At 53.9% G+C, this 10,952-nt stretch carries 14 protein-coding genes; 6 read left to right on the top strand and 8 right to left on the bottom strand.

Annotation, left to right across the window (positions count from 1 at the left end; all coding sequences use genetic code 11):
- Positions 1-66 precede the first annotated feature (66 nt).
- Positions 67-900 carry an ABC transporter ATP-binding protein gene (locus tag PYL13_RS26020; protein ID WP_275642827.1) on the bottom strand — a complete coding sequence of 278 codons (834 nt, stop codon included), beginning with the start codon at positions 898-900 and terminating at the stop codon, positions 67-69.
- Positions 901-929: 29 nt separating this feature from the next.
- Positions 930-1,934, bottom strand: a complete 1,005-nt coding sequence (locus tag PYL13_RS26025; protein WP_275642828.1) for an ABC transporter substrate-binding protein — start codon at positions 1,932-1,934, stop codon at positions 930-932.
- Positions 1,935-2,133: 199 nt separating this feature from the next.
- On the opposite strand from PYL13_RS26025, the gene PYL13_RS26030 reads away from it, so the two are divergent.
- The 3 genes from PYL13_RS26030 to PYL13_RS26040 all read left to right on the top strand — a co-directional run bounded on the left by PYL13_RS26030 (position 2,134) and on the right by PYL13_RS26040 (position 5,027).
- On the top strand, positions 2,134-3,024 hold the full coding sequence (locus PYL13_RS26030) for a LysR family transcriptional regulator (protein ID WP_275642829.1): 891 nt from the start codon (positions 2,134-2,136) through the stop codon (positions 3,022-3,024).
- 270 nt (positions 3,025-3,294) lie between these two features.
- The gene (locus PYL13_RS26035; RefSeq protein ID WP_275642830.1) at positions 3,295-4,332 is read left to right on the top strand and encodes a hydroxyacid dehydrogenase; all 1,038 of its coding nucleotides are present in this window, start codon (positions 3,295-3,297) and stop codon (positions 4,330-4,332) included.
- The gene (locus PYL13_RS26040) at positions 4,329-5,027 is read left to right on the top strand and encodes an RraA family protein (protein WP_275642831.1); all 699 of its coding nucleotides are present in this window, start codon (positions 4,329-4,331) and stop codon (positions 5,025-5,027) included. The genes PYL13_RS26035 and PYL13_RS26040 overlap by 4 nt, the downstream gene beginning before the upstream one ends.
- A gap of 87 nt (positions 5,028-5,114) precedes the next feature.
- Here PYL13_RS26040 and PYL13_RS26045 read toward each other — a convergent pair whose 3' ends face one another.
- Positions 5,115-6,053: a LysR family transcriptional regulator gene (locus tag PYL13_RS26045; protein ID WP_303299157.1), complete on the bottom strand. Its 939-nt coding sequence runs from the start codon at positions 6,051-6,053 to the stop codon at positions 5,115-5,117.
- A gap of 446 nt (positions 6,054-6,499) precedes the next feature.
- On the opposite strand from PYL13_RS26045, the gene PYL13_RS26050 reads away from it, so the two are divergent.
- Entirely contained in the window at positions 6,500-6,736 is a 237-nt protein-coding gene (locus PYL13_RS26050) for a hypothetical protein (RefSeq protein WP_275642833.1), read from the top strand.
- Positions 6,720-7,187 (top strand): Lrp/AsnC ligand binding domain-containing protein, encoded by a 468-nt coding sequence (locus tag PYL13_RS26055; RefSeq protein WP_275643077.1) that lies wholly within the window; start codon positions 6,720-6,722, stop codon positions 7,185-7,187. The genes PYL13_RS26050 and PYL13_RS26055 overlap by 17 nt, the downstream gene beginning before the upstream one ends.
- Positions 7,188-7,240: 53 nt before the next feature.
- Here the strand turns inward: PYL13_RS26055 and PYL13_RS26060 are convergent, their stop codons facing one another.
- From PYL13_RS26060 to PYL13_RS26075, 4 genes are read right to left on the bottom strand one after another with little or no spacing between them, the layout of a single operon-like run.
- Positions 7,241-7,966 carry an ABC transporter ATP-binding protein gene (locus tag PYL13_RS26060; RefSeq protein ID WP_275642834.1) on the bottom strand — a complete coding sequence of 242 codons (726 nt, stop codon included), beginning with the start codon at positions 7,964-7,966 and terminating at the stop codon, positions 7,241-7,243.
- Positions 7,963-8,721, bottom strand: coding sequence for an ABC transporter ATP-binding protein (locus PYL13_RS26065; RefSeq protein WP_275642835.1), 759 nt, complete (start codon positions 8,719-8,721; stop codon positions 7,963-7,965). The genes PYL13_RS26060 and PYL13_RS26065 overlap by 4 nt, the downstream gene beginning before the upstream one ends.
- On the bottom strand, positions 8,711-9,601 hold the full coding sequence (locus PYL13_RS26070; protein WP_275642836.1) for a branched-chain amino acid ABC transporter permease: 891 nt from the start codon (positions 9,599-9,601) through the stop codon (positions 8,711-8,713). Before PYL13_RS26070 ends, PYL13_RS26065 begins: the two co-directional genes overlap by 11 nt.
- Entirely contained in the window at positions 9,594-10,487 is an 894-nt protein-coding gene (locus PYL13_RS26075; RefSeq protein ID WP_275642837.1) for a branched-chain amino acid ABC transporter permease, read from the bottom strand. Before PYL13_RS26075 ends, PYL13_RS26070 begins: the two co-directional genes overlap by 8 nt.
- 4 nt (positions 10,488-10,491) lie before the next feature.
- Here PYL13_RS26075 and PYL13_RS26080 point away from each other — a divergent pair, with 4 nt between their 5' ends.
- A complete protein-coding gene (locus tag PYL13_RS26080) occupies positions 10,492-10,638 on the top strand; it encodes a hypothetical protein (protein ID WP_275642838.1) in 147 nt (48 codons plus the stop codon).
- A 2-nt stretch (positions 10,639-10,640) separates the two neighbouring features.
- Here PYL13_RS26080 and PYL13_RS26085 read toward each other — a convergent pair.
- Positions 10,641-10,952 (bottom strand): ABC transporter substrate-binding protein (locus PYL13_RS26085; protein ID WP_303299158.1); only part of this gene is annotated, 312 nt, incomplete at its 5' end.

Here is a 10,952-nt window from a genome sequence, read left to right on the forward strand (position 1 = left end):
GCCTCGGCATTGGCCGGCTCGCGTCGTATCTCCGGGCGATAATTGTGGAGTGAAGTTGTGCTAATGTCAGCCATGGTGTTCAACCTCCGGGCTCGCGTTGTCGGCAAACAGCATGTCGTGAATGTCCCGCTCAAGTGCACTGCCCTTCGGGCCGGCGGCATCCTCGCGTGAAAGGCCATTTAGTTCCGCCTTCACCTGTCCGGGGTGCGGAGACAAAAGCAGAATTCGGTTGCCGATCTTGATGGCTTCGGCGATGGAGTGCGTGACGAAAAGGACAGTGAAATGCGTATCGTCCCAAAGCTCAAGCAACTCGTCTTGCATTTTTACGCGGGTGAGGGCATCGAGAGCCGCGAATGGCTCGTCCATCAGCAGAATATCGGGTTCCATCGCCATTCCCCGGGCGATTGCCACGCGCTGTTTCATGCCGCCTGACAACATGTGCGGATAGTTATCCGCGAATTTCGTCAGATTGACCTTGTTGAGATAGTGCCGGGCGCGTTGCTCGGCCTCCTTCCGGTTTTTTAGCCTTCCGGATTCGATAAGAGGGAACATGATGTTCTGAACCACGGTTTTCCATGGCAGGAGCTGGTCGAATTCCTGAAACACCATCATGCGGTCCGGACCGGGACCGACGACTTTTTTGCCGTTGAGTTTGATCTCGCCTTCACTCGGCTTGTGGAACCCACCTATCGCTTTCAACAGCGTTGATTTTCCGCATCCGGATGGTCCGAGCAAAACGAAACGGTCGGCTTTGAACACCTGGGCACTGACCTTGTGGGTTGCCAGGATCGATAACTGGCCAGCCGTATATTGCAGCGTGACATCTGAAATATCGAGAATGGGTCTCGCTTTTTCGATTTCTTGAACTCGATTTGCGGGCATCGTCAGATTGACGTTCATGGCTGTTTCCTCCGTATTGTGACGGGCGATCAATTGGCGGCCTCCGCCCCAGGTACAGACTGCAGATCGGAAAAGAAGAATTCCCGCCAACTTTCTGGTCCAGATTTTATGAGACCGATTTTGGCCATGAAGGACGCTGTCTGCTGCACGCCGAGGGGTAGAGACTGGAAGATGTTTCCCTCTTCCGCGAACATGCCGGCCAGTTGATCTGCCGTGAACTTCTCTTTGGTTGACGCGAGATACAGTTCGGCGGCTTTCTTTGGGTCCTTGTTGATCATCTCCTGCGCCTCTTCCAGTGCGGCCAGGAACACCTTGATCGCCTCGGGGTTGTCATCGTGGTATTTTGTGGTGCTGAAGGCCAAAAGGTTGGTCGTCGGTCCTGCAACATCGAGTGTGGTCAGGACCGCATGCATATTGGGTTGTTCGAGTAGCTGCTGATAGTATGGCGGCCCCGCAAACATCGCATCCGTAGGACCCTGTGGGTTCATCATCGACTGAACGCCATCTGCAAAACCCAACTGAACCATCATTGGGTCGAATTTTTTGGCGTCACCAAACTCCTTGTCCAGAGCCATCTGAAGATAGATCGCCTGATTGGAGATTTTCAGCGACGTCACCGAAATACGGCTCGTTTCTTTGAAATCCTTTAGAGTTTTGACGTCCGGATCCTTGCTGACCAGCACGCTTTTCGTGCCGCTGACCGCGGCTATGCTCTTGACGTCGCCGCGGGTGCGTGACCAGAGCAGCACGGCGTTGGATACGCCTGCGGCGACAATGTCGACATTGCCCGACAGAAGCGCGTCAGTCACAGCACTGCCACTCGGAAAGCTCAGCACCTGAAGAGTTAGATCCTGCCCCATTTCCTTTGCGTGCTTTTCGAGCAGTTGCCCCTGCTTCATCACGTGGATCGGCGCAAAGAGAATGCCGACTCCACCAGCAACGCGGATTTCCGCGCCAGTGGCCGACATTGTCATACCGACAGTTATAGAGACGGCGACTGCCGTCGAAACGAGATATTTTCTGAACGCGTTCATATGGTCCTCCCAACCAGGTGTCTGCTTTTTCGTGACATCAAGGCGACGACTTGCTCTCCTCAGCATGGTCTATTGAAGCAAGTTGCCGACAGGCTTTTGCATCGTGCTTGAAATCTCAATGTAATGGGAGTATCGCGAAGAAATCGATGACGTCCAATGTATAATATTCCAAATTCAATAACCGGTGGGAATGAGTTAGATGAATGAGCGTGATCTCCGATATCTCGTCGCCATCAGTGAATGTGGCAATTTGCGGTTGGCCTCTGCGCGCATGAATATAACCCAGCCTGCCTTGACCAAGTGCATCATGCGCATGGAGGAGGAGGCAGGCACGAAATTGTTTCAGCGCAAGGGGCGCCTCATCGTCCCAACGCCCGTCGGGAACGTTCTGATCCGCCGTGCCCGACACATTATCCAGTCGATTGACGAGACGCAGCGCGAAATCCACGACTACGTTTCCGGCTCCCGCGGGCATGCCCGCCTCGGTGTCGTGGCGACTATCACCGAGTTTCTGATGCCCAATATCTTGCAGGACCTCACGCGCTCAAACCCGCATGTCACCCTCAAGCTGACCATCGGTATGACCGACTTTTTGATGGACAATCTTCGACGCGATGAGCTCGATGTGGTTATCAGTCCGGTTTACGAAAGCGACGAATTCGACTGTCTACCGATCATGAAGGATCATGTGGTCATTGTTGCCAGCCGCGATCATCCTCTCGCTGGGCGGGAGGTGGCACTACAGGACCTTGAGCAGTTCAAATGGATATTACCGCAATCGAGCGTCGGCATGCGTGTGTGGCTAGAGCGTGCCTTTGAGCGGCTCTCGCTGCCACCACCACAGGTCCAGGTGGAAATCAATTCGCTGCCATTGATGCCGAAGTTGATCGCACGCACCGATCTACTGAGCTTCACATCCCGCCAAAATCTCGCGCGAACGAATGGCGGTGAAAATTTGATCGAACTTCCCTTTTCGGAAATGACCCTTGAGCGAAATTTTGGAATTTTCACACGTAAGGGAGGATATATTCCAACGGCCAGCCAAGTGCTCGTCGACCGTATTATACAAGCGACTGCCGAGGTCGAATGATTGGTGTTAAGGCAACAGAGATCGGCGCGTTTTCGGCAATAATGCGTGCTCGATATCGACTGCCGCCATCAGACCATCGATATGGCGCGCGAAAGAATAAAATATTCCCGTGGGGAATATGAAAATAAAAATAATGAAATTGATTTCATGTGAATGGTGGGTAGGGATCAAATGATCGTGCGGTGACGCCGGGTCAATATTGACTAGGTAATCTCGACCACCGGGCACTTACTGGCTCCGTAATGGCACGATCCAAGGCATCCTGGGGATATGTCCAAACTCCTGGATCGCTTCGGCGTTATGGAGGAAGTATCTTTGGCGTACACAATTTTCATCACTGCATCGACCTTGCATCCCGATGGCGTCGCTATCCTGGAAGCGGCCAACTGCGCCCTGATCTATCTCAATGAAGACGGCGATGAGGCAACTGTCGGCAGTATCTTGGCGAACAATGCTGTCGATGCGGTCATCTCTCGCACGGTCAATCTATCTGGCAAGGCCATTGCAAGCTGCCCAAGTCTGAAAGTCATTTCAAAACACGGTGTAGGTGTCAGCAACATTGATGTGGCAGCTGCGACGGCCCGCAACATTCCGGTCTTTGTCACGCCTGGCGCGAACGCACAGTCGGTTGCTGAAATGGCACTCGGTTTGATGCTTGCCTGCTCTCGAAAGATCGCATGGATGGACAAGGAAATTAGAGGCGGCAACTGGTGTCGCGCGCAGGACGGCCTAGAATTGAGTGGTCGAACGCTCGGCCTAATCGGCTGTGGCCAAATCGGGCAGCGTCTCGCTAGAGCCTGCCTCGCGATTGGCATGAAAGTCACAGCTTACGATCCCGGTTACGGAAACGTCTCGCCGCTGGACGGTGTAAAAATGGTGCGATCAGTCGAGGAGCTGCTGCCGCACAGCGATGTATTGAGCCTGCATGTGCCGCTTAACGCACACACGCGTGCGTTAATAGATTCACGCGCCTTTGCAACCCTTCCGAAAGATGCGATCCTGATCAACACCTCCCGCGGCGAGGTCGTTGATGAAAAGGCTCTTGTGGCGGCATTGAAGGGCGGAAGGCTCTTTGCAGCGGGACTCGACACCACCGTCGAGGAACCGATCTCGCCGCATAACGAACTTCTAACGCTCGCGAATGTGGTTCTGACGCCTCATGTCGGAGGATCTACGCCGGCAGCACTCGCCGGCATGGCAAAGGGAGCGGCGGAAAATGTTCTCGGTTTTTTGCAGGGAAAACACCCGCCAATATCGGCCTGCATCAATCCAGATGCAATGCAAATCAATATGGGAGTTGGTCAATGAACGCTGAACTCAACACGGCCGTCGTCTGGCCCGCTGGTTATCAAATTAATCCGCGACATGAGGACCTCCCGCGGGATATTCTCGAGGCATTTGGAAAGGTTCCCGTCGCTGTTGCGGGGGATTGCATGGGGCGATCCATCGGCACCATGGGTCTGAACTCATATCACGGCGCAAAGATAATGTGCGGGCAGGCGGTCACTGTACGTGTCCGACCTGGGGACAATCTCATGGTTCACAAGGCTTTGATGATGGCGCAGGCTGGTGATGTTATCGTCATCGATGGAGGCGGTGATCTCACTCAGGCTATTATTGGTGGGCTTATCCGTACAACCGCATTGACCAAGAAACTCGGTGGTTTCGTTATTGACGGCGCCATCCGCGACCTTGCGGAGTGGGCCGAAGGCGACGTGCCGGTGTTCGCTCGCGGGCATACACATCGGGGACCAAGCAAGGAAGGCCCGGGAGAGATCAATGTTCCGGTCTCTGTCGGCGGACTTGTTGTCCAACCGGGAGATCTTGTTCTCGGTGATCCAGACGGCGTGATCGCCATTCCTGCGGAAGCTGCGGGAACACTTCTTCCCAAAACCCTCGCTCATCTGGATCGGGAGGCGAAGATCCGTGAAAGCAACATGAGAGGGACTTCTGACCCGGAGCGTTTCGATGCGATCCTGAGGGCGAAAGGTTTGCCAGTCTAATGTAACGTCACCTATGAAGCAGCTCAATCTGCTAGATGAATTGGTTTCCCGGCGGGGCGATAAAAGTCTATCGCCGGGCACGTTTTCTCAAAAAGTGCTGTCAGTTGCGTGCGAAGGCACATCATTGAATTTTATCTTGGTCTCTTCGGCAATCTTGATCAATAATCTGGCTGCAGGTGTGAAATAAGCCTCACGCAAGCGGATGATTCCGAATTCGCGGCGCATGACTGTTGCGTCGAGGGGGATCTCCCGCAAATGTTCGCCGACTGCACCAAGAGCAAGATTCCGCCTGGAGATGAAGCTGAGAAGTTTTGTCTCAGCAATCAGCCTCGGTAGCAGAAAGATCGAACTTGTTTCCATCTGGACCTGCGGTGCTTCAAGCCCCAATGAGCGAAATTTGTTGTCGAGCCACTGGCGTGTCGCGACTGCTGGTCCAGCGAGCACCCATTTGAATTGCGAAAGGCTGTCGAGCATAACCGGACGCTCAAAGATAGGGTGATCCTTGCTGGCAACTGCCACAACGTCGTCTGTAGCCAGCGAAAAGGATTCAAATTTTTGACCGTCGCTGGTCAATGTTGTCAGAGGACCAAACACAAGGTCGATGGACTTTTCGACAAGCGCACGGACCAAAACGTCATTCATGCCAACCGTCAATTCCAGTGTCACACCAGGGGCTCTATCGATCAGTTGAGCAGCCAGATGCGGGAGCATGTACTCAGCCGTTGTCGCTGCACTACCGATCTTTATCGAGCCGACGACACCTTTGCCCAGATCAAATATCTCACGGCGAATTTCGGATGCGGATCCAAGAAGGCTTCGCATCCTTACTAGGAATACATCGCCGGCCTCCGTTAGAACTAGCTGACGGCCTTCATGACGAAACAATTCGACCCGAAGATCGTCCTCCAATCGCTGGATACACTTCGTCAAAGCTGGTTGTGTTCGCCCAAGTTTTTCGGCAGCGAGCGCAAGACTTCCTGCTTCAGCGATCGTCACAAAGTAATTGGCGTCTCTAAGATCGATCATCGAGTTACGTTCTTGCGTATGGGTGGCGATATTGCCTAAATCGAGATACGAGACGGCATCTTTGCACATCACACCAAATACGCTTTCCTATCCCTGCTGACCCATGCAGCATCCTTTAAACACCAACTGTTTCACAGTGCGTGTCGTCATCGTGCGATGACCAAACATATATTCTGACGTAAAAGCAAGCAGGTCGCGGATCGAGCTGCGTGAAACTCCTCATCTTGTTAGGCTTGCACGTTGTGCTCGCAATTGATGGTCTCAGGGCTTCTGCCCTTTCCAAAGCGAAGCCAAAGTACGAGCGTCCGATAATGCTGTAGATTGTATTGCCACAACATTTTGCAAATAGCCGGATGTTGAGCTCCGATGTTATCCCTGGAATGTATTTCCCGTTTTGTTTTTTGGAAAGAACCCAATGAGTTCATTGAACACTTGAGGTGCTTTGGATGAAAATCATCCGCCGCTGGTTCGGTTCTGTTCAAGAGCTCCGAGCAGAAGTCGCGGTGTTCGCAAACGGTTGTTTTCCTGACTTCCCAAATCAGCGCCGGCTTCCACGCCGCGATGTTCGAAGCGTCAGCGCAGCAATCTTAATCTCGGCGCAGTTACAGCAATTGACATCCTTCGATATCAATATATATTTTTTCGTATATTTAATGGATGCCAGTTTTGCCTTCTCTAGATAAAACCGACCGCCGGATCCTGACTATCCTTCAATCAGATGGACGGATTTCTAATACCGAGCTGTCGCAGCGTCTCGGCATTCCTCAAACTTCGATGAGTGACCGTTTTCGGCGGCTACAGCGAGAGGGGTTTATCACAGGTTTTGGTTGCCGACTTGATCCAGGCCTGATCGGCTTTGATTTGCTTGTTTTCATTGAGGTTCTACTCGACAAGACGACCCCGGATGTTTTTGAAAAGTTTGCGCTCGCCGTAAGGCGGGCTCCGGAAGTGCTGGAATGCCATATGGTCGCCGGCGGTTTTGACTATCTGGTAAAAACCAGGCTAACGAACATGAGTGCTTATAGGCGTTTTCTCGGCGACATTGTGCTCAGTTGGCCAGGTGTTTGCGAAACGCGCACCTACGCTGTGATGGAAGAGATCAAGAACGACGGAGCCCTTCCGCTTTTCCTGTAAGGCTGAGCGTTGCAAGGCGGCTGACCGCCGTGCAACGCTGTAGCTCCTGAAGTCTAGTTCGTTTCAATCTCCGCCCCGAGATAGAGTTTGCGCATGGCAGGGTCTTCTAGCAACTCAGATGCATTGGCTGTCAGCGCGACATTTCCCAACGAAAGCACATAGGCGCGGTCTGCAATCCCAAGTGCCTCAAAGGCGTTCTGTTCCACCATCAGAATGCACATATTTTCGCTGTCGCGGATCGAGGCAATGGCATCAAAGACGTCATGCATCATCAATGGCGACAGACCAGCCGAGGGCTCATCCAGGAGTAGGATTTCCGGCCCAGAGATCAGCGCCCGAGCCAGCGACAGAATTTGGCGTTCGCCACCAGAGAGTGCTGAGGCCTTTCGGTTCTTCTTGGCGGCGAGCGCCGGATATTGCTGCATCAGTCCGTCGAAACGCTTTTCCTTCTCGCCCTTTTCGACCAGGCGAGCCCCCAGCATTATGTTTTCAACGACCGTCAAAGAGCCGAATACATTGTCCGTTTGCGGTACATAACCGACCTTGTGATGGCGAACCTTTTCGTGGATTGGAATGTCGCTGACCTCCTTGCCTTGGAAGGTGATGCTGCCGGAGCGTGGATGGACGTAGCCGGCAATGGTCTTCAGGAGAGTTGACTTTCCGCAGCCATTTGGTCCCAGGATGGTCACGATCTCCCTACGGTTTGCCATCAGCGAAATGCCTGTGAGAATGTCGGCGCCATCGCCATAACCGGCGCGAATGTCTTTGGCATGGATCATAGCGTGGTCTTTCCCTTTTCAACGGCCTTGCCGAGATAGGCCTCGACCACGCGCGGATTGTCTTCAAGTTCTCTTGGGGTGCAGTGAGCAATGATCTCGCCGCGATCGAAGACAATACAACGCGAGCAAAGGTCGCGAATGAACAACATGTCGTGCTCGACCACAAGAATGGCGACACCGGCATCTCTGTAGCGCTTGAGGATCGCGACCATCTCTGCCCTGAGATTGGGGTGGACACCTGCAGTTGGTTCATCAAGGCATAGAAGCCGGGGATTGCTGCGCAAAGCGGTGGCCACTGAAAGGAGTTTTTTCTGTCCACCTGACAGCGCGCTGGCGGAAAGATCGGCCACATGTGTCAGCCGGAATGCTTCCAACAGAGTTTCCAGCTCCTCGTCAAAGCGAAACGGACTGAAGATGGTGCGTAATCCTGCTTTGCGGCTTTCCCCGGCCTGCAGCACTTCACGGACTGTCATCTTGTGCGGCATTGCGGGAAGTTGGAACGTGCGCACTAGACCTTGCATCGTTACGCGTTGAGGCGACGCATTGGCTATCTCGGCATTGGCAAGACGAATACTGCCGCTATCGACCGGTAGAAACCCCGAGATGACATTCAGTGCCGTGCTTTTGCCCGAGCCGTTCGGTCCGAGCAAACCGACGATCTCTCCTTCCGCGACGTTGAAATTGATGGCATTCAGAACCCGGTGCGCACCGAATGCTTTTGAGACGTCTTTTAGTTCCAGAAGCTTAGCGGCCATGGTTGCCTCCTACTCTTTCAGGGAAAAGCCCTTTCGGACGCCAGAGAAGAAAGGCAAGGAGGCCGCCCCCGACGATGACAAGCCGGGCGGCTGCGACGAAGTCGGTCGGCAGGTCCAATGCGTCCTTGACAAACGGGACATAGGCCATGGCGAATTGCATGACGATGGCGCCGGCGACCACGCCCCAATTGTTGCCGATGCCGCCAATGATTACCATCGACCAGATCAGGAAGGTTTCGGGCGAAAACAATTGATCCGGGCCGACGAAAGTCAGGTAGTGAGCGTAAAGAAACCCTGATAAGGCGGCGATGGCGGCGCTGATGAGCATGACCATACGGCGGATCGCATCCAAGTCATAACCGAGCGAGCGGGCAAGTTGCGGTTCTTCACGCATAAGTTTCATGGCCAGTCCGAATGAACTATTAACGATCCGTTGGCAGATGAACCAGACAAGAGCCAGTACGACCACATAAACTGCCAGTCGGGCCGTTCCATCGAAGGGTTTGAGTTCGGCGAAGAGGAGCGGCAAGCCGGATATCCCCTGTGCGCCACCTGTTAGTGCCTGCTCGTTGGTGATGGATATGCGCAGGATTTCAGCGATCGACAGGGTAGCGATACCCCAATAGTCGCTCGACAGTTTGCGCCCGAGCCGAGCGTAAAACAGAGCGAGAAGGGCTGCAAAAAAAAGACCGGCGGGTAGGCCGGCGAGCGGATGCCAGCCCATACCTTTTGAAAGTGCCGCACCATAGATGCCGCAACCAAAGAGGGCGATGAGACCAAAATTGATGAGCCCCGTGAAACCAGCCTGCAAATTGAGGCTGAGCGCCAGTAACCCATAAAGACAGGCGATCGAGGCGACATGAATAAAGAAATCAAACACGGTTCACCTCGCTGGTAAACAGGCCACGCGGGCGAAACAGCAGGAGCACGACGAGAATTGCAAAGGACGCTACAGGAGCATAGCTTGCGGGCAGGAAGTAGAAATCCTCCCCAATGAATGGGCCAATGTTGGTATTGGTGATAGCTGTTTCGGCGGCAGCTATGACGATTGCACCGACGATCGCACCGAGCGCATTGCCAAGCCCACCGAGAATGGCGGCGGCAAAGATCGGTAGCATCATGTTCGTGCCAAGATCGATGCTGACGCTGCCGCGCATCGCAAGGGTAATGCCGCCAAGGGCTGCAAGTATGCCGGAGAAAAAAACCACAATATTGGTGACGCGGCGCGTGTTGATCCCTGTCGCAGCGGCGAGAACGCCGTTTGTTGCCGTTGCGCGCATTTCCCGACCGAGGCCAGTCTTGAACAAAATAATTGCGAAAAGGCCGAGCGAAACCGCCGTTACGAGCAGAGTGGTGATCTGGTGATCGGTAATGCGGGCACCGAGAATGCGCATTGCAGGGGAGACCTGCAATTTGAAGCGGTAGGCAGTCGGGCCATAGGTCAGCAGAAAAACGGCCGACAGGATCATGCTGAGCGCCAGCGAGCCGATCAGTGCAATGGCGGAATCCGACTTTAACAAGCGTTCAAAGATCAGAATATTAAAAATGACTGCGAGGAGACCAACGAAAAGCGTTGAGGCAAGGCCAGCTACAAACAGATGCAGGCCAATTGCATGCAGTGACATCGCCACGAAAGCGCCCACCACGGCATATTGCACAAGTGCGACATTGGGGAATTTGATCAGGGAGTAAACGGCACTCAAGGCAACGGCGATGAGAGCCAGATCGACGGACCTGATCAGGAGGTCGAAAAGGAATTGAAACATAGACATGTCCATCTGTGCAATTCCGGACGAGGTTGCAGTCGCCAATCCGGAATTGTGTAAAAAGGGAAGGCGACTGGTCGTCATTCCCGCCATTGGGCAGGCTGCGGGCTTGGATGAAAAAGCCCGCAGCAATCGCGGCGGGCAACGCTGACATCAATCGTATGGAACGAGATTTACGCCCTCGACCTTGAACTTCAGATAGGGCTGATGCGTGCGCTGGCCATCCCCATCAAACTTGATCTCACCGGTCACGCCTTTGACGCCTTCTTTGCCCAGATCCTCGATCGCCTTGAGAACGGTGGCTTTGTCGGTGTTTCCGGCCTTGTTCAGCGCGGCTGCTGCGAACAGGACGGCGTCATGTGCGTAACCACCATAGGCAGACAGGAAGCCTTCGCCGTAGGTCTTCTCATATTCGCTTTTGTAGGCATCACCGCCATCGCCGATATAGCCGACGTCCATGCCGAT

Source organism: Agrobacterium sp. Azo12 (genome assembly GCF_029193765.2).
Lineage (GTDB): Bacteria > Pseudomonadota > Alphaproteobacteria > Rhizobiales > Rhizobiaceae > Agrobacterium.

Coding starts and splice junctions, on each gene's coding strand:
- PYL13_RS26020 (WP_275642827.1), bottom strand. CDS start 900: ATGAACGTCAATCTGACGATGCCCGCAAATCGAGTTCAAGAAATCGAA.
- PYL13_RS26075 (WP_275642837.1), bottom strand. CDS start 10,487: ATGTTTCAATTCCTTTTCGACCTCCTGATCAGGTCCGTCGATCTGGCT.
- PYL13_RS26080 (WP_275642838.1), top strand. CDS start 10,492: ATGTCCATCTGTGCAATTCCGGACGAGGTTGCAGTCGCCAATCCGGAA.
- PYL13_RS26050 (WP_275642833.1), top strand. CDS start 6,500: ATGAAAATCATCCGCCGCTGGTTCGGTTCTGTTCAAGAGCTCCGAGCA.
- PYL13_RS26060 (WP_275642834.1), bottom strand. CDS start 7,966: ATGATCCATGCCAAAGACATTCGCGCCGGTTATGGCGATGGCGCCGAC.
- PYL13_RS26065 (WP_275642835.1), bottom strand. CDS start 8,721: ATGGCCGCTAAGCTTCTGGAACTAAAAGACGTCTCAAAAGCATTCGGT.
- PYL13_RS26045 (WP_303299157.1), bottom strand. CDS start 6,053: ATGATCGATCTTAGAGACGCCAATTACTTTGTGACGATCGCTGAAGCA.
- PYL13_RS26035 (WP_275642830.1), top strand. CDS start 3,295: ATGTCCAAACTCCTGGATCGCTTCGGCGTTATGGAGGAAGTATCTTTG.
- PYL13_RS26040 (WP_275642831.1), top strand. CDS start 4,329: ATGAACGCTGAACTCAACACGGCCGTCGTCTGGCCCGCTGGTTATCAA.
- PYL13_RS26030 (WP_275642829.1), top strand. CDS start 2,134: ATGAATGAGCGTGATCTCCGATATCTCGTCGCCATCAGTGAATGTGGC.
- PYL13_RS26025 (WP_275642828.1), bottom strand. CDS start 1,934: ATGAACGCGTTCAGAAAATATCTCGTTTCGACGGCAGTCGCCGTCTCT.